This is a genomic window from Sporichthya brevicatena (genome assembly GCF_039525035.1).
Lineage (GTDB): Bacteria > Actinomycetota > Actinomycetes > Sporichthyales > Sporichthyaceae > Sporichthya > Sporichthya brevicatena.
Genome location: NZ_BAAAHE010000051.1, coordinates 1 through 16,875, shown reverse-complemented (window position 1 = coordinate 16,875; position 16,875 = coordinate 1). Strand labels below are relative to the sequence as shown.

General features: G+C 71.8%; 15 protein-coding genes. 5 read left to right on the top strand and 10 right to left on the bottom strand.

All coding sequences use genetic code 11. The features are described from left to right. Positions 1 to 82: 82 nt before the first annotated feature. The 4 genes from meaB to ABD401_RS23535 form a co-directional block, all read right to left on the bottom strand. Positions 83 to 1,063: a methylmalonyl Co-A mutase-associated GTPase MeaB gene (gene meaB / locus ABD401_RS23550; RefSeq protein ID WP_344609389.1), complete on the bottom strand. Its 981-nt coding sequence runs from the start codon at positions 1,061 to 1,063 to the stop codon at positions 83 to 85. A gap of 19 nt (positions 1,064 to 1,082) precedes the next feature. After that, the gene (gene scpA, locus ABD401_RS23545; protein ID WP_344609387.1) at positions 1,083 to 3,335 is read right to left on the bottom strand and encodes a methylmalonyl-CoA mutase; all 2,253 of its coding nucleotides are present in this window, start codon (positions 3,333 to 3,335) and stop codon (positions 1,083 to 1,085) included. Continuing rightward, positions 3,322 to 4,803, bottom strand: coding sequence for a methylmalonyl-CoA mutase subunit beta (locus tag ABD401_RS23540; RefSeq protein WP_344609385.1), 1,482 nt, complete (start codon positions 4,801 to 4,803; stop codon positions 3,322 to 3,324). The genes scpA and ABD401_RS23540 overlap by 14 nt, the downstream gene beginning before the upstream one ends. A gap of 134 nt (positions 4,804 to 4,937) precedes the next feature. Beyond that, positions 4,938 to 5,813, bottom strand: a complete 876-nt coding sequence (locus ABD401_RS23535) for an exodeoxyribonuclease III (protein ID WP_344609383.1) — start codon at positions 5,811 to 5,813, stop codon at positions 4,938 to 4,940. A gap of 213 nt (positions 5,814 to 6,026) precedes the next feature. On the opposite strand from ABD401_RS23535, the gene ABD401_RS23530 reads away from it, so the two are divergent. Next, positions 6,027 to 6,800 (top strand): hypothetical protein, encoded by a 774-nt coding sequence (locus tag ABD401_RS23530; protein WP_344609381.1) that lies wholly within the window; start codon positions 6,027 to 6,029, stop codon positions 6,798 to 6,800. A 95-nt stretch (positions 6,801 to 6,895) separates the two neighbouring features. Here the strand turns inward: ABD401_RS23530 and ABD401_RS23525 are convergent, their stop codons facing one another. From ABD401_RS23525 to ABD401_RS23510, 4 genes are read right to left on the bottom strand one after another with little or no spacing between them, the layout of a single operon-like run. Continuing rightward, positions 6,896 to 7,936 (bottom strand): cation diffusion facilitator family transporter, encoded by a 1,041-nt coding sequence (locus tag ABD401_RS23525; RefSeq protein WP_344609379.1) that lies wholly within the window; start codon positions 7,934 to 7,936, stop codon positions 6,896 to 6,898. Positions 7,937 to 7,975: 39 nt separating this feature from the next. Next, positions 7,976 to 8,797 carry a metal ABC transporter ATP-binding protein gene (locus tag ABD401_RS23520; RefSeq protein ID WP_344609377.1) on the bottom strand — a complete coding sequence of 274 codons (822 nt, stop codon included), beginning with the start codon at positions 8,795 to 8,797 and terminating at the stop codon, positions 7,976 to 7,978. Then, positions 8,794 to 9,807, bottom strand: coding sequence for a metal ABC transporter solute-binding protein, Zn/Mn family (locus ABD401_RS23515; RefSeq protein WP_344609375.1), 1,014 nt, complete (start codon positions 9,805 to 9,807; stop codon positions 8,794 to 8,796). The genes ABD401_RS23520 and ABD401_RS23515 overlap by 4 nt, the downstream gene beginning before the upstream one ends. Positions 9,808 to 9,859: 52 nt before the next feature. Continuing rightward, positions 9,860 to 10,768, bottom strand: coding sequence for a metal ABC transporter permease (locus ABD401_RS23510; RefSeq protein ID WP_344609373.1), 909 nt, complete (start codon positions 10,766 to 10,768; stop codon positions 9,860 to 9,862). Between the two features lie 153 nt (positions 10,769 to 10,921). On the opposite strand from ABD401_RS23510, the gene ABD401_RS23505 reads away from it, so the two are divergent. After that, positions 10,922 to 12,589, top strand: coding sequence for an MFS transporter (locus ABD401_RS23505; RefSeq protein WP_344609371.1), 1,668 nt, complete (start codon positions 10,922 to 10,924; stop codon positions 12,587 to 12,589). A gap of 118 nt (positions 12,590 to 12,707) precedes the next feature. Here the strand turns inward: ABD401_RS23505 and ABD401_RS23500 are convergent, their stop codons facing one another. Both ABD401_RS23500 and ABD401_RS23495 read right to left on the bottom strand, forming a co-directional pair. Then, positions 12,708 to 14,276 carry a long-chain-fatty-acid--CoA ligase gene (locus tag ABD401_RS23500; protein WP_344609369.1) on the bottom strand — a complete coding sequence of 523 codons (1,569 nt, stop codon included), beginning with the start codon at positions 14,274 to 14,276 and terminating at the stop codon, positions 12,708 to 12,710. Between the two features lie 219 nt (positions 14,277 to 14,495). Next, positions 14,496 to 14,762, bottom strand: coding sequence for a hypothetical protein (locus tag ABD401_RS23495; RefSeq protein ID WP_344609367.1), 267 nt, complete (start codon positions 14,760 to 14,762; stop codon positions 14,496 to 14,498). Positions 14,763 to 15,061: 299 nt separating this feature from the next. Here ABD401_RS23495 and ABD401_RS23490 point away from each other — a divergent pair, with 299 nt between their 5' ends. The 3 genes from ABD401_RS23490 to ABD401_RS23480 all read left to right on the top strand — a co-directional run bounded on the left by ABD401_RS23490 (position 15,062) and on the right by ABD401_RS23480 (position 16,818). Further along, entirely contained in the window at positions 15,062 to 15,433 is a 372-nt protein-coding gene (locus tag ABD401_RS23490) for an ATP-binding protein (RefSeq protein WP_344609365.1), read from the top strand. A gap of 90 nt (positions 15,434 to 15,523) precedes the next feature. Further along, positions 15,524 to 16,027, top strand: coding sequence for a hypothetical protein (locus ABD401_RS23485; RefSeq protein ID WP_344609363.1), 504 nt, complete (start codon positions 15,524 to 15,526; stop codon positions 16,025 to 16,027). Then, positions 16,024 to 16,818 (top strand): SDR family NAD(P)-dependent oxidoreductase, encoded by a 795-nt coding sequence (locus ABD401_RS23480; RefSeq protein ID WP_344609361.1) that lies wholly within the window; start codon positions 16,024 to 16,026, stop codon positions 16,816 to 16,818. The genes ABD401_RS23485 and ABD401_RS23480 overlap by 4 nt, the downstream gene beginning before the upstream one ends. The last annotated feature ends 57 nt before the right edge of the window (positions 16,819 to 16,875 follow it).

Below are 16,875 nucleotides of genomic sequence, written 5' to 3'. Positions count from 1 at the left end.
GGGAGCGGCGTGTGCTCGTTCAGGGGCGATCAACGACCCACGGAAGCGTCAGTGGAGCCCCCTTTTTTGACGAGGGGCGCGGTCAGAGGTTGAGGAACGCGGCGACGATGCGGTCCGCGGCGTGGACGGGGGAGAGGTCCCCGGTCCGGACGGCGTCCTCGAGCTCGGCGCGGAGGGTCTGCACGGACTCCGCGGACCGGAGCCGGGAGTCGAGGTCGTCGCGGACCGTCGCCCACATCCACGCGACCTGCTGGTCGGCGCGCATCCGGTCGAAGCGGCCGGTGCTGTGCAGGTGCTTGAGGTGGGACTCCAGGCCCTCCCAGACCGTGTCCAGGCCCAGGTCGGTCAGGCCGGAGCAGGTGAGGACCGGCGCGTTCCAGCCGCTGTCCCCCGGGCCCATCAGCCGCAGCGCGCCTTCGAGCTCGCGGGCGGCCTTCTTGGCCTCCATCGCGTGCTCGCCGTCGGCCTTGTTGACGGCGATGACGTCCGCGAGCTCCAGGACGCCCTTCTTGATCCCCTGCAGCTGGTCACCGGTGCGGGCGAGGGCGAGCAGCAGGAAGCTGTCGGTCATCTCCGCGACGGTGATCTCCGACTGTCCGACGCCGACGGTCTCCACGAGGATCACGTCGTAGCCCGCGGCCGCGAGGACGACCATCGCCGACCGCGTCGCCCGCGCGACGCCGCCGAGGGTCCCGGCCGTCGGCGAGGGCCGGATGAACGCGTTCTCGTCGACGGCGAGCCGCGCCATGCGCGTCTTGTCGCCGAGGATCGAACCGCCGCTGCGCGTGCTCGAGGGGTCGACGGCGACGACGGCGACGCGGTGGCCCCGGGCGGTGAGCCAGGTGCCCATCGCGTCGATGAACGTCGACTTGCCGACCCCGGGGACGCCGGTGATGCCGATCCGCCGCGCGTCCTGCGCGTGCGGGGTCAGCCGGTCCAGGAGTTCGCCCGCGAGCCGACGGTGGTCGGCCCGGGTGGACTCGACGAGCGTGATCGCCCGTCCGACCGCGGCGCGTTCCCCCGCGCGCACACGGCCCGCGAGGTCCTCGACGTCGACCTTCACCGCTGCGGAACGAACCGCATCAGGCGGCGTCGGCGGCGTTGTTCAGGGCGCGGATCAGCTCGAGGGCCGCGTCCGGGATCACGGTGCCGGGCGCGAAGATCGCGGCGGCGCCGAGCCGACGGAGCTCGTCGAAGTCACCCGGCGGGATGACGCCACCGACGACGATCATGATGTCGTCGCGGCCGGCCTCTGCCAGGGCCTCGCGCAGGGCGGGCACCAGGGTGAGGTGACCGGCCGCGAGCGAGGAGACGCCGACGATGTGGACGTCGGCCTCGATCGCCTGGCGGGCGACCTCCTCCGGCGTCTGGAACAGCGGGCCGACGTCGACGTCGAAGCCGAGGTCGGCGAACGCGGACGCGATCACCTTCTGGCCGCGGTCGTGCCCATCCTGGCCCATCTTGGCGACCAGGATGCGGGGACGCCGCCCGTGCGCGGTCTCGAATTCTGACGAGGCCTCACGGACTTCGGCGACCCGGGGGTTGGACCCGGCCTCGGCGCGGTACACGCCACTGATCGTACGGATCGCGCCCTGGTAGCGGCCGAACACCTTCTCCATGGCGTCCGAGATCTCGCCGACGCTGGCCTTGGCGCGGGCCGCCTCGATCGCGAACGCGAGCAGGTTGGTGTCGTCGCTGTTGCCGCCGGCCTGACCCGCGGCCCAGGTCAGCTTCTCCAGGGCGGCCTGGCACGCGGCCTCGTCGCGCTCCTCGCGGAGCCGGCGCAGCTTCTCGATCTGCGCGGCGCGCACGGCGGCGTTGTCGACCTTGAGGACCTCGATGTCGTCCGCGCCCGGCGCCAGGTACTTGTTGACGCCGACGACGGTCTGCGAGCCGGAGTCGATCCGCGCCTGGGTGCGCGCGGCCGCCTCCTCGATGCGCATCTTCGGGATGCCCTCTTCGATGGCCTTGGCCATGCCGCCCGCGGCCTCGACCTCCTGGATCCGCGCCCAGGCGCGGGTCGCGAGTTCGTGGGTCAGGCGCTCGACGTACGCGGAGCCGCCCCACGGGTCGATGACCTTCGTGGTGTTCGACTCGCGCTGGAGCAGGATCTGCGTGTTGCGCGCGATGCGGGCGGAGAAGTCGGTCGGCAGCGCGAGCGCCTCGTCGAGGGCGTTGGTGTGCAGCGACTGCGTGTGGCCCTGCGTCGCGGCCATGGCCTCGATCATCGTGCGCGCGACGTTGTTGAAGACGTCCTGCGCGGTCAGCGACCAGCCCGAGGTCTGCGAGTGCGTGCGCAGCGAGAGCGACTTGTCGCTCTTCGGCCCGAACTCCTTCACGATCTTGGCCCAGAGCAGGCGCCCGGCCCGCATTTTGGCGACCTCCATGAAGAAGTTCATGCCGATCGCCCAGAAGAAGCTCAACCGCGGCGCGAAGGCGTCGATGTCGAGCCCGGAGTTCACGCCGGCCCGCAGGTACTCCATGCCGTCGGCGAGGGTGTACGCGAGCTCGAGGTCGGCCGTCGCTCCGGCCTCCTGGATGTGGTACCCGGAGATCGAGATCGAGTTGAACTTCGGCATGTGCCGGGAGGTGTAGCCGAAGATGTCGGAGATGATCCGCATCGACGGCGCCGGCGGGTAGATGTAGGTGTTGCGGACCATGAACTCCTTGAGGATGTCGTTCTGGATCGTCCCCGTGAGCTGGCCCTGCTTCACCCCCTGCTCCTCGGCCGCGACGACGTAGAGCGCGAGCACCGGCAGCACGGCGCCGTTCATGGTCATCGAGACGCTCATCGTGTCGAGCGGGATGCCGTCGAAGAGGGTGCGCATGTCGTAGATCGAGTCGATCGCGACGCCGGCCATGCCGACGTCACCGACCACGCGCGGGTGGTCCGAGTCGTAGCCGCGGTGCGTGGGGAGGTCGAACGCGATCGAGAGGCCCTTCTGACCGGCCGCCAGATTGCGACGGTAGAAGGCGTTCGACTCCTCGGCGGTGGAGAACCCGGCGTACTGACGGATCGTCCACGGCTGGTTCACGTACATCGTCGGGTACGGACCGCGCAGGAACGGCGCGATGCCCGGGTACGTGCCGAGGAAGTCGAGCCCGGCGAGGTCGTCCTTGCCGTAGAGCGGCTTGACGTCGATGCCCTCCGGCGTCGACCAGGACGCGTCCGTGGGGAACTCGCCGGTCGCGGCCATGAACAGGTCGCGGTAGCGGTCCGGGATCGGCGCCGGCGGCTCGCCGAGCGTCTCCTCCGCGAACGACTCCAGGATCGGCTTGCGGCGGATCCGCCAGTCGTGGCCCGGTACGACGACCGGTCGCTTACCTACCGCCATCGGGGGCCTCCAGGGTGGCGTTCTCCAGGGCTTCGGACCAACGGATGCGCGGGAAGGCGTCGCCCGTCGGCCGCACGGGGGCCGGGGCGCGCTCGGGCAGCTTCTCGCCCTCCAGCGGGAAGGCGTTGACGCCGAGGACGGTCTCCTCGCCGGCGGCGACGGCCGCGAGGCGCTGCTCCCGGGCCGCGGCGACGCGCTCGGCGAGCGAGCCGTCGGCCAGGACGGCGAGGATGCCGCCGCCGGCCTCGATCTCGGTGAAGACCTTCCAGGCCTCCTGCGCGAGCCGCTCGGACAGGGCCTCGACGTAGCCGGAGCCGCCGGCGGGGTCGACGACCGCCGCGACGTGCGACTCCTCGATCAGCAGGTGCGGGATGTTCCGCGCGACCCGGCGGGCCAGCGTGTCCGGCAGGCCGAGCGCGGCGTCGAAGGGCAGGACGGTGATCGAGTCCGCCCCCGCGACGGCCGCGGCGAACGTCGCCACCGTCGTGCGGAGCATGTTCGTCCACGGGTCCTTGCGCGTCATCATCGGCCAGGACGTGACCGCGTGCTGGCGCATGCCCGCGGTGGGGGCGTCGAGGCGGGACAGCTCCGCGACGCGGGACCAGCAGCGGCGGCCCGCGCGCAGCTTCGCGATCGTCGCGAACTGATCGACGGTCACGCCGAGGCGGAAATCGATTTGCGAGAACGCGATGCCGGTCGGCATCCCGCCGACCTCGGTGAACGAGCGCAGGTACTCCGCGCCGGTCGCGAGCGCGATGCCGAGCTCCTGGGCGTCGGTGGCGCCGGCCTCGTGGTAGATCAGCGCGTCGACGGTGACCGTGCGCATGTTGCGGTACGCGTAGGCCGTCTTGAGCCCCTGCGCGCTCACCGCCTCCTGCTCGGGCATCGAGAACAGCTCGGCGTCGCCGGTGCGGGCGATGAGCCCGATCGGGTCGAAGCCGAGGGTGCCGGTGAGCACCTCGAACGGGTGCCGGCGCTCCATCGCGAGGTCGAAGAACGCCTGGGCCGCGGCTTGGTACTCGGTCCCGGCGTCGAGGTGGACGCCGGCGACGTCGAGCATCACCTCGTCGAGCACCTGCGGCAGGTCCGCGACCGGGACCCCACCCTCGCCGAGCGTCAGCCACAGCGACGTCGCGCCGCCGGCCAGGTCCTCGAGGGCCTGCTCGTTGGCGACCTTGGGGTCGGGGCTGGTCTGGCGGGCCACGATGTCCCAGCCGGTGCGCAGGCCCTCGGCGGTGCGGCCGCGCAGGTACGGCGCCTGGCCGGGCAGGCCGAGCTCGGCGCTCGGGTCGGGGACGTACAGCGGCGAGATCTCGATGCCGTCGCGCGTCGTCGAGGCCAGGGCCTGCTCGGGCGCGTCCGGCGGGAACTCGGCGCCGGACTTGGCGACGATCTTGGAGACCAGAGCCCGCCAGTCCTCCATCGTCGCGGAGGGGAACTCGGCGGCGAGGACGAGATCGTCGGGCACGGGGCGCTCCTCGTCAGATGCGGTGTGTCGCGGCGCTGATCCGCCGGGGGTCGAGCGGGGGCGTGCGGAAGCAGCGCAGGTCAGCGTAAGACAGGGGCCCGGTCCGCCCCGAATCCGCCCGGGACGGCGTGACCTCAGCCACGGTCGACGATCTTCGCCTGGGGCAGCTTGGTCCGCCCGCGGGACGGCCGCGCCGACGGCGGCGGCACCATCGGCCCGATGTCGCCGTCGGGGGCGGTGTCGAGGTCGACGATCACCGGCGCGTGGTCCGACGGGCCGGTGCCCTTGCGGGCCTGCCGGTCGACCCAGGCCGCCTCGACCCGCTTCGCGACGGGCTCGGAGGCCAGGATCAGGTCGATCCGCATCCCGCAGTCCTTGTGGAACATGCCCGCGCGGTAGTCCCAATAGGTGAAAACGCGCTCGTCGGGCCAGCGGTCGCGGACGACGTCGCGCAGACCGCACGCAAGCAGGGCATTCAGGGCGTCGCGCTCGGGAGCCGTCACGTGGGTGTGCCCGACGTACGCCGCGGGGTCGAAGACGTCCGCGTCGGCCGGCGCGATGTTCATGTCCCCGCAGACGACGGCGTCGGCCGGGCCGGCCGCGACGACCTCGCGCAGCCGCGCCAGCCACTCCAGCTTGTAGGCGTAGTGGTCGGAGTCCGGGACCCGGCCGTTGGGGACGTAGAGCGAGTGCACGCGCACCCCGCCGCAGGTCGCGGCGAGAGCTCTGGCCTCCTGGTGCGGGAATCCGGGGCCGCCCTCCAGCCCGGGCGTGACGTCGGTCAGCCCGACCCTGGACAGGATCGCGACGCCGTTCCAGCTCTTCTCCCCGAGCGCGGCCCACTCGTAGCCGCGGGCCTCGAGCTCGGAGCCGAGCAGCTCGCCGAAGACGTCCTCGGTGAGCTTGAGCTCCTGCAGGCACACGACGTCCGGGGCCCGCTGGTCCAGCCAGGGGAGCAGCCGCGGGACGCGCTGTTTGACCGAGTTGACGTTCCAGGTCGCGATACGCACTCGAAAGACCCTAATCGGGGTCCGGAAGGCGCGCTTTGTCCGCTTCGTCCTTCCGAAGTCCGCCCCGGCGGGGCGTCTTCTGGGTCAGGATGGACGTTGCGGTCGGGGGGCCGTGCAATCGGGGAACGGGGAGATCCTTCGATGACGAATGCCGAGACGCTGTCCGTGTCGCTGTCCGAGCGAAGTGCCGTGGGAATCCTTCACCAGGCACCCGTGAGTTGCCGCATCGACGGCAAGGCCGGGTACCTGCAGCTGCGCAGCGACTGCCTGGAGCTGATCCGCTCCGGCCGCCGCGGCGGGGTCGAGCCGATCGCCGCCCACGCCATCAACGCCATCACCACGACCCGTACCGGGCGCCTGTTCACCGCCGTCGAGATCGAGCACGGTGCCCCGAACCAGCGCGTCGAGCTGAAGTTCCCGGCCGCCGACGCCCTCCGCGTCGTCGCCCTGATCGAGCAGCTCGCCGAGTCCGCCGAGCCGCCGGCCTCCGAGGCTCCGGTCGACGAGGCCCCGGTCGACGAGGCCCCGGTGTACGAGGCCCCGGTCGCCGACGCGTGGCCGTACGCCGCGCCGGCCCCGGTGGCCGAGCCCGTGCCGGGCGCCGAGGCCCGGGAGTTCAGCTCGATCTTCGAGGTCCCGCCGGTCGAGATCCCCGAGGTCCGGATGCCGGAGTGGACTCCGCTGCCGGAGGAGCCGGCCGAGTTGCTCGCGCCCGCCCCGCCGGCGGTGGAGCCGGTGCTCACCCTCGCTCCCGCGGTCGCGGACCCGGTGCCGCCGGCCGCCGCGGACGTCGAGTTCGCGTACGCCGACGAGGACGACGTCGAACCCGAGGCTGAACCCGCCCGGGCCGAGCGGCCCGAGGAGATCCCGGACGAGCTCGCCCGCCGCCTCGCGCGTCTGGAGGTCCTGCGCAACAGCGGGATCATGAGCGAGGCCGACTACCTCGCCGCGGAGGCGGAGATCTTCGAGCTCGCGGACACCGCCTGATCCTGCGGGATGACGTCCCGGGCGGGGTGGGTGTCAGCCCGCCCCCGGGCTGACAGGCCACTCCTGCGGGACGTCATCCCGTGGGCATCGGGGGGTCAGTACCGCCGGTGCCGGCCCCGCGGGGGACGGGTGCCGGCGGAGGCGCGGGACGCCTGCTCCGGGATGCGCCGGTCCGCGCACCACGGGGCGGGGGCGGTGCGCCGGGCGCCCGTCTGGAGCTGGAGCGTCGCGTGCCCGAGGCCGTGACGTTCGGTCAGCACGGTCTGGGCGTGCTCCAGCAGGTCCGGCGGTGCGTCCGGGCGGACGCGCAGGTGCGCGGTCGCGACGTGCATGCCCGAGCTGAGCGTCCAGACGTGCAGGTCGTCGACGGCCGTGACGCCGTCGAGGGAGACGAGGTCGTCCTCGACGCGGGAGATGTCGATCTCCCGTGGCGCGATCTGCAGCAGCACGCGCAGCGCGTGCGCCGCGAGCCGCAGGGTGCGCGGAATGATGAAGACCGCGAGCGCGACGGCGAACGCGGGGTCGACCCAGGCCCAGCCGGTGGTGACGATCAGCGCCGCGGCGAGCAGCACCGCGACCGAACCGATCGCGTCGGCGACGACCTCCAGGTACGCGCCGCGCATGTTGAGGTTGTCCTGGGCGCCCTCGCGCAGCAGCAGGAAGCAGCCGAAGTTCGCCGCGAGTCCGATGACCGCGACGAGCATGAGCTGGTGCGTCGGCAGGTGCGGCGGGTCGTCGAGGCGGTCGAACGCGCTCCACAGCACATAGACGCCGACGGCGAGCAGCAGCGCCGCGTTCGCCAGCGCGGCGAGCACCTCGAGGCGGTACAGACCGAAGGTGTGGTGCGGGGAGCGGCGGCCGCGGGACGCGATCGAGATCGCTCCCAGGGCGAGCCCGAGCCCGACGGTGTCGGTGAGCATGTGGCCGGCGTCGGCGGTCAACGTCAGCGATCCGGTCAGCATCGCGAAGACGGCCTCGACGACGAAGTAGCTGAGCGTCACCGTGAACGCGATCGTCAGCCGGCGTGCGTAGCGCGCCCCGCCGACCGGGTCGTCGGGCCGGGGCAGATGCCCGTGCCCGTGTCCGTGTCCGTGTCCGTGTCCATGGCCGTGCCCATGGCCGTGTCCGTGGCCCATGGCCTCCCCCGTGCGGTCGTGAGTCGGTCGGACTCCCGGTCAGTGCTCGGGCAGGGTGTGCAGCCCGAGGATGGCGATCCCGTGCGCGGTGCGGACGACCTCGACCGGGGTGCGGTAGAGCTCGGTCAGCACGGCGGACGTCAGGATCTCACTGGGTGTACCCAGCCGAACACCGTGCGGAGCCACGAACAGGACCCGGTCGACGTACGGCAGGATCGGGTTGATCTCGTGGGTCACCATCACGATCGCCGTCCCGTGCCGGCGCCGGCGGGCGTCCAGGAGGGCCACGACGCCCTGCTGATGGGCGATGTCGAGGGAGAGCAGCGGCTCGTCGCACAGCAGCAGTTGCGGGTCCGTGGCGAGCGCCTGCGCGATGCGCACCCGCTGCTGCTCGCCACCGGAGAGCAGGCCGAGCGGGGCGTCCGCGTAGCTGGTGGCGCCGACGGCGGCGAGCAGCTCGTCGACCTTCGCCCGCGTCCGCGCGGCGCCGCCGAAACCCCAGCGGTGGCCGTCGATCCCGAGGCGGACCAGGTCCCGCGGCCGCAGCCCGGCCGCGGCGCTCAGGGCGTTCTGCTGCGGGACGTAGCCCACGGCCCGGTGCCCGCGGCGGACCGGTTCCCCGGCGATCCGCACCTCACCGGCCGTCAGCGGGGTCAGACCGAGGACGACCCGCAGCAGGCTGGTCTTGCCCGCGCCGTTGGGCCCGAGCACGGCGAGGAACTCACCCGGCACCAGCTCGAGGTCGAGGTGTTCCCACAGGTGCCGCTCGCCGAAGTGCAGCGAGGCGTCCCGCAGGGAGAGGACCGACGTCACCGGGTCGACATTAAAGGACCACGGCAGTACCGGGGCGGGGATGGTCACGCGAGGGCCTGCTCGATGGCGTCGAGGTTGGCCCGCATCCAGCTCAGGAAGTCCTGGCCGGTGGGGAGGGTCTCCGACATCCCGACGACGGGGATGCCCGCGTCCTCGGCGGCCTTGCGGATCCGCTCGGTCTGCGGGCCGGTGGTCTGCTCGTTGTAGACCAGCAGTTCGACGGCGCGCTCGGAGAACAGGTTGAGCGTGTCCTGCAGGACGCGCACGGGTACGTCGGTGCCCTCCTCGATCGCCTGGCTGAACGCCGGCGGCGTCTTGTCGACGAGGCCGCAGTCGGTGAGCAGGAACAACGGCAGGGGTTCGGTGACGGCGACCGGGGTGCCGTCGTGCGCGGAGAACATCGTCTCCTGACGCTGCCTCAGTTCTGCGATGCCGTTCTCGAACTCGGTCGCCCGGGCCGCGAAGCCCTCCCGGTCCGCGGGGTGCAGCTGGGCGAGCTCCTCCGCGATCCGGCCGGCGAGGGTCCCCATCAGCTGCAGGTCGTACCAGACGTGCTCGTTCCCGTCCCGGCCGTGGCCGTGAGCCTCGTCGTGGCCCTCGTCCTCGTGGCCCTCGTCCTCGTGGCCCTCGTCCTCGTGGCCCTCGTCCTCGTGGCCCTCGTCCTCGCCGGGAACGACGGTGATCACCGCGCGCTCCCCGCCGGCGGCGGAGAGGGCGCGGGTGAGGAACTCGTCGTAGTGGCCGCCGTTGGCGATGACGAGGTCGGCGTTCCGCACGGCGAGCTGGTCGCGGGCGGTGGCCTCGTAGCTGTGGGGGTCGGCGCCGCTGTCGGAGGCGAGCAGCGAGCGGACCTCGACCGCGTCGCCGCCGATCGTGCGGGCGAGGTCGGCGTAGACGTCGATCGACGTCACGACCTGGACGCGCTCGCCGGTCGAGGTCGCGGCGGCCGTGGACCCGTCGGCGGGGGTCTGCGTCGGCCGCAGGGTGTCGGTGTCGTCCGAGCACCCGGTGAGGGCGAGCAGGGCGGCCAGCCCGGTGGCGAGGGCAACCCGGCGCACGGAACCTACCTTCAGGGCTAATCGGAAATGGGAACCGTTGTCAATAAGCACCTTAGGTGCCGACGGCCGCCGGAGCAACCGGAGCGGCCGGGCGTGGCGCCCAGCCGCGGCGCGTCCGGCGGACGCCGAGGACCCGGCAGACCGCCCAGATCGCGAACGACAACGTCGTCACGTACGGGCTGATCGGCACCTCGCTGCCCAGGGCGAGCAGGATGCCGCCGGCCATCGAGACGGTGGCGAACGTCACCGACAGCAGCGTGATCGTCCGCGCGGAGGCGCTGACCTGCATGGCGGCCGCGGCCGGCGTGCAGAGCAGGGCGAGGACGAGCAGGGCGCCGATGATCTGGATCGCCGCGGCGATCGTGAGGCCGAGCAGCAGCATGAACACGATCGAGAGCAGGCGGACGTTGATGCCGCGCGCCACGGCGACGTCCGGGTCGACGCTGGCGAAGGTGAGGGGGCGCCAGATGACGGCCATGACGGCGGCGACGATCACGCAGATCGTCAGCAGCGCGCCGAGCTTGGCGTCGTCGACGGCGATGATCTGACCGGTCAGCAGCCCGAACTTGTTGGCGGCGCGGCCCTCGTAGAGCGCGAGGAACAGCACGCCGAGCCCGAGGCCGAACGGCATGAGCACGCCGACCAGGGAGTTCCGGTCGCGCGCGCGGGTGCCGAGGACCCCGATCAGCAGGGCCGCGAGCAGTGAGCCGAGCACCGAGCCCATGACGACGCTGGTGCCGAGCAGCAGCGCCCCGGCCGCGCCGGCGAAGGAGAGCTCGCTGATCCCGTGGACCGCGAACGGCAGCTCCCGGTTCATGACGAACGGCGACATCAGCCCGGCGACCAGCGCGACCGCGATCCCCGCGAGCAGTGAGTTCCGGGCCAGCTCGAGCAGCGCGCCGTAGTCGTCGAAGTTGATGACGCGCGAGAAGTCGGCGCCGGCGGAGACCACCCCGCTCACCCCTCACCGTGTCGTCGCCCGGGACTGCTGTCGAAAATGGGAACCGTTGTCATCAACGTAGCACCGACGGTTCGCAGGGAGTCGCTTGGTTGACCCCTGCCCAACTGTGGAACTACGTTCCACAACGGACGATTCCGGCGAACGGTGAGACGCATGCAGCAGCGGGTGGTGAACCGCTGGGTGACGCTTGCGGTCCTGTGCCTCGCGGTCTTCTGCGTGATGGTCGCGACGATGATCGTGAACATCCTGCTGCCGACGCTGAACCGCGACCTCGAGGCGTCGACCAAGGACCTGCTCTGGATCGTCGACGCGTTCAACCTCGTCTTCGCCGCGCTCGTCCTCGCCGCAGGATCGCTCTCGGACCGCTTCGGGCGCAAGGGCGCCCTGATGACCGGCCTGGTCATCTACATCGCGGCCTCGGCGCTGTCCGCGTTCGCGCCGAACCCGGAGATGCTGATCCTCTGGCGGGCCGTCGCCGGCGTCGGCGCGGCGGTCGTGTTCCCGACAACGCTGTCGATCATCTCCAACGTCTTCCCGGACCGGGTCGAGCGCGCGAAGGCCATCGGCATCTGGGGCGCGGCCACCGGGGCCTCGGTCGCGGTCGGGCCGATCATCGGCGGCGCGATGGTCGAGGCGTCCGAGTGGGGCGCGGCGTTCCTGTTCTGCGCCGGCGTCGGGCTGATCACGCTCGGGCTGACGATCCCGTTCGTCCCGACCAGCCGTGACCCCGAGGTGCCGCGGCTCGACTACGTCGGCCTCGTGCTGTCGACGGCGGCGCTCGGGACGCTGGTCTACGCGATCATCCAGGCCCCCGAGCGCGGCTGGGGTTCGCCGGCCAGCCTCGGCGACTTCGGCGCGGCGGCCTGCCTGCTGGTGGCGTTCGGCCTCTGGGAGGCCCACGTCCCGCAGCCGATGCTCGACGTCCGGCTGTTCCGGAACCTGCGCTTCACCGCCGCCTCCGGTGCGGTCACGCTCTCGTTCTTCGCGCTGTTCGGCTTCGTCTTCCTGATCACGCAGTTCTCGCAGTTCGTCCTCGGCTGGGGCGTGCTGGAGGCGGGTCTGCGGCAGACGCCGGTGGCGATCGCCGTCGCCGGGGGTTCGCTGCTCGGCGTCCCGTTGGCGGTCCGCGTCGGCACCAAGGTCGTGGTCTGCAGCGGCCTGGTGTTCCTCGTCGCCGGCTTCTACTGGGTCTCCACGTGCAACAGCACGACGACCTATCCGACGATCGTCGGGCAGATGATGACCGTCGGCCTCGGCATGGGCCTGACCAGTGCCCCCGCGACCGAGGCGATCATGGGCGTCGTCCCCGCCGCGAAGGCGGGCATCGGCTCCGCGGTCAACGACGCGACGCGCGAACTCGGCGGCACCCTCGGCGTCGCCGTCATCGGCAGTGTCTCGCTCTCGGTCTACCGCGAGGCTCTCGCCGACGAGATCACCAACCCGGCCCTGCTCGAACCGGCGCGGGACTCCGTCGGCGCCGCCCTCGCCGTCGCGGCCCGGACCGGGGACGGCGGGATCGCCCTCGCCGCCCAGGAGTCCTTCACCGACGCGATGGAGTTCGGCTGCTGGGTCGCGGCGTGCGTCTGCGTCGCCGGGTTCTTCCTCGCGCTCCGGTACCTGCCGAACCACCCGACCGTCCCGGGGGCCGAGACCGCCCCCGACGCCCCGGACACCGCCGAGGCGGTTTCGGCGGACGTTCCCGCGGGCGCCGCCGGCCTCGCCGTCGCCGCCGCCGGGGACGTCGACCTCCTGTACTGCACCGACTGCGGGTCCCCGATCCCCGAGGCCGCCCCGACCCCCGCCGTCGCCGCCGCCCGCTGACCCCATTCCGTCGTCCGTCATTCCGTCGGCACTCCGTCGTCAAAAAAGGGTGACACCCCTTACTCCGCAGTAAGGGGTGTCACCCTTTTTGACAGGGGAGGCGGGGCGGGGCGACGGGTCAGACCTGGCGGTCGCGGCCCTCCCAGTACGGCTGGCGCAGGACGGTCTTGAGGATCTTGCCCGCGCCGTTGCGGGGGAGTTCGGAAACGACGTCGACGGTCCGGGGCGCCTTGAAGTGCGCGAGGCGCTCGCGGGCGTAGGAGATGACGCCGCCGGGGTCGACGGTCGCGCCCGGCTTCGGGACGACGACCGCCTTGACGGACTCGCCCCACTGGTCGTCGGGGATGCCGATGACGGCGACCTCGAGGACGTCGGGGTGCTCGGCGAGGATGCGCTCGACCTCGGGGCAGTACACGTTCTCGCCGCCGGTGATGATCATGTCCTTGACGCGGTCGGAGATGAACAGGAAGCCGTCGTCGTCGAGGTGGCCGACGTCGCCGGTGCGCAGCCAGCCGTCGGGGCGGATGGTGTCGGCGGTCGCCTCGGGCTTGTTCAGGTAGCCGGCCATGACGGTGCCGCCACGGACCCACACCTCGCCGGGGGTGTTCGCGGGGACGGGCTCGAGTGTCGCCGGGTCGACGACCTGGAGCTCCGTGCCGCGCATGGCCACACCGGCGGCGGACTGGCGCTCGGGGTGGTCGGGGTTGCGGTGGGCCTCGTCGTCGAGGGCGACGACGGCGCCGGACAGCTCGGTCATCCCGTAGACCTGCAGGAAGCGCGCGTTCGGCCACGTGGCCAGGGACGCGCGCAGCACCGGCGCCGGCATCGGGGCCGCGCCGTAGCAGAGCAGCTGCAGCTGCGAGAGCGCCTTCGCGCCGACCTCGCCGGCCTGCAGCAGCGCCGCGAAGATCGCGGGGACGAAGAACGCGTGCGTCGCGCCGGGCAGGCCGGACATCAGGTGCTCGGGCGTCGCCTCGCGGGTGATGGTGATCGGGGCGCCGACGTAGACGCAGCCGATGCCCGGGCTCGTCCCGCCGACGTGGAACATCGGCATCGCGAGCAGGTAGCGGTGCTCGTGGCCGATCTGGAAGTAGTCCGACAGGGCCTCGGAGTGGGCGACCATGTTGGAGTGCGTGATCATCGCGCCCTTGGGGAAGCCGGTCGTCCCCGAGGTGTAGAGGATCAGCGCGGTGTCGCTCGGTTCGGCGCCGGTGATGGGTGCGGGCGTCGCGGCGGCGACGAGGGCGTCGAACTGGTCCTCGACGTCGCCGTCGGTGCCGAGGACGACGACCTCACGCACCGCCGGCAACTGGTCGCGGATCGAGTCGAACGTCTTCATGAACTCGGCACCGACGAAGACGACCTCGGCCCCGGAGTCGTTGAGGACGTACGCGACCTCCTCCGCCGACAGCCGCCAGTTCGGGATCGCGTGCGCGGCGCCGATGCCACTCGCGGTCAGCGTCAGGTCCAGGCAAGCCGGGGAGTTCTTGTCGTACGTCGCGACGACCGACCCGCGGCCCACGCCGAGGGCGCCGAGCGCACCGGCGAGGCGCTCGCACCGCTCGTACCACTGGCTCCACGTCAGGTCCGTGCCCTGGTAGCGCAGCGCCGGGGTGTCCGGCAGCTCGGACGCCCAGTGGGCGAGGCGGTCGGAGATCAGCCGGGCGGGTGGTGCGGTCACGGTCATCAGGGGTCCTTCGTCGGCCGGGACGGGTGGGCTGGCTGTGCTGCCGGCGCCATCGTCCTGTGGAATCCGTCACCAGGGCAACGGAGCACGGCCGCGAATCGTCCCCACGATCTGTGCTCCCGGCACAGGTCCGGCATTCCGAAGGGCGCCCACGACGAAGAACGCCGCCCATGGCGTGGGCGGCGTCCTCGTGGCCTTGCTGTCGTGCAGGTACTCGGTTCAGCGGTGTGCGAGATCCTTGCGCTTGGGAGCGATCGCCTCGGCGACACCGATGAGGGCGATGGCGGCCACCACGGCAACGACGAAGCCGAGCACGTTGAGCTCCCAGATGTCACCGGTGCCGATCGCGGCGGCGATCGAACCTCCGATGATCGAGCCGACCAGGCCGAGACCCAGGGTCGCGAGCAGGCCGAGGTTCTGCTTCCCGGGCTTGATCAGGCGCGCCAGCGCACCGATCACGAGTCCGGCGACGATGAATCCGATCACGAGCGAACCTCCGTACGGTGGGCCGAACCTGGTCCTGAGGGCGGCCGAACGTGGCGTGCGCCCGGCACTCGGGGTGTCCGACGTCCGCCGCTCTGCTCTCTCCTCGGCCGCCCCCAGGTGACGTCTTGGATACCCGGACCGGCGGCCCGAAAACGGATCCCGGCGCGGCGCCTGTTTCCGGAGGTCAAACGCCGAATCCGCGTCTACTAGGCCTCATCGCGGTCCAGGTTTCGCGCAGGCTCGGCGCCGGGTAGCTCCGCCCCGATCCCGGACGAGGAGGTTCCGAAGTGCCGTGCACGATGAGCCCGCGCCAGATCATCCTGCCCGCGGACGCCACGGCGCCGCGCGTCGCCCGAGAGTTCCTCGCCGAGTCCTGCTGCGGCAGTCACGAGGCCGCCGTGATCGATGAGGCGCAACTCCTCGTCTCCGAGCTGGTCACGAACGCCGTCCGTCACGGGGCGCCGCCGATCGAACTGCAGGTGCGCTGCGCCGGCGAGGACCGCCTGCAGATCCGGGTGCGTGACTCCGAACGTCGCGCCCCGGAGCCCCGGGAGGCCGAACCGGACTCCGAGGGTGGCCGCGGTCTGATGCTCGTCGACCTCGTCAGCGACGCCTGGGGGCACGAGGACGACGGCGACGGCAAGGCCGTCTGGTTCACGCTGCGCGTCTGACGGGGTGATCTCGCCGACCCGGCCCCGGTGAATGGGTCCTGGTCCCGCGGGCAGCACAGGGTCAACACTTCTCGACCCGGAGGACCCGTCATGACTCGCTCGGTGCTCGCCCTTCCCTTCACTGCTCTCCGGACGGGACGGAAACTGGCCAGTCGCCTGCCGTGGCCGGTGCTCGTCGGCGCCGCGGCCGTGGTCTACCGCAAGGTCCACCACTCCGAGGGCAACAAGCCCGATCTCGACGCCTTCCCCGGCGACGCGCCCGCCGCGAAGCGTCCGCGACCGGTGGCGGTGCCCAACCCGCCTCAGGCGGAGCCGCAGGCGGTCGACCGTGAGCCCGAGGTGGTCATCGAGCCGGTCCCGCTGGCCGAGCCGGCGATGGACCTCGACGTCGACGTCACCCTGCCCTCCGAGCTCCCGATCCGCGCCTACGACGCGCTCTCGGCCAAGGACGCGGTCGCCGCGCTCCGCGAGCTGACCGCGCCGGAGGAGGTCCGGACGGTGCTGGACTTCGAGGCCGAGAACGGCAAGCGCGCCACGGTGCTCAGCGCGGGCCGGACCCACCTCGCTGCACTCGAGCGCTCGGTGCGCTCGTGACGGGGACCCGCCCGCTGGCCCTCGTCACGGGCGCGTCCAGCGGGATCGGGCTCGAGTTCGCGGTGCACTGTGCCGCCCACGGCTACGACCTCGTCGTCAACTCCGAGGACGGGGCGCGGCTGGAGGCGGCCGGTGCGCGGCTGCGCGCCGAGGGTGCCCAGGTGCGCACAGTTCTCGCCGACCTCCGTGACCCGCAGGCCGTGATCCGACTCCACACCGAGGCGATGCGTGACGGCCGGCCGCTGGAGATCGCGGCGCTGAACGCCGGCGTCGGTCGCGGGGGCCGGTTCCTCGACATCGACCTCGAACGCGACTTCGAGATCATCGATCTCAACGTCCGTTCGACGGTGCAACTGGCCAAGCTGGTCCTGCGCGACATGGTCGCGCGGAACTCCGGGCGGATGCTGATCACGTCGTCGATCGCGTCGACGATGCCGGGGACCTACCAGGCGACCTACAACGCCTCGAAGTCGTTCCTGCAGTCGTTCGCGGAGGCGCTGTCGGAGGAACTCGCCGACACCGACGTCGTCGTCACCTCACTGATGCCCGGCCCGACGGACACCGACTTCTTCCGTCGCGCGGACATGCTCGACACCCGCGTCGGGGCCGGCAAGAAGGACGACCCGGCCAAGGTCGCCGAGCAGGCATTCGCGGCGCTGAGGTCCGGCGATCGTCGCCTCGTCGGCGGGTCGCTGAAGACGCGATTCTCCGAGGCCGCCAACAAAGTGTTGCCGGATCAGATCAAGGCGAAGGTCCACAGCAAGATGGCCGAACCCGGCTCTGGCTCCTAGTACTACAGCCGCACTTATTTTGATCTTGTGGCGGCGTGTCGTCGTCAGGTTCGAGCT

Bases quoted from the DNA above. Each gene is read 5' to 3' on its own strand.
- ABD401_RS23525 (WP_344609379.1), bottom strand. From the start codon at position 7,936: ATGGGCCACGGACACGGCCATGGGCACGGCCATGGACACGGACACGGA.
- ABD401_RS23505 (WP_344609371.1), top strand. From the start codon at position 10,922: ATGCAGCAGCGGGTGGTGAACCGCTGGGTGACGCTTGCGGTCCTGTGC.
- ABD401_RS23490 (WP_344609365.1), top strand. From the start codon at position 15,062: ATGAGCCCGCGCCAGATCATCCTGCCCGCGGACGCCACGGCGCCGCGC.
- scpA (WP_344609387.1), bottom strand. From the start codon at position 3,335: ATGGCGGTAGGTAAGCGACCGGTCGTCGTACCGGGCCACGACTGGCGG.
- ABD401_RS23485 (WP_344609363.1), top strand. From the start codon at position 15,524: ATGACTCGCTCGGTGCTCGCCCTTCCCTTCACTGCTCTCCGGACGGGA.
- ABD401_RS23500 (WP_344609369.1), bottom strand. From the start codon at position 14,276: ATGACCGTGACCGCACCACCCGCCCGGCTGATCTCCGACCGCCTCGCC.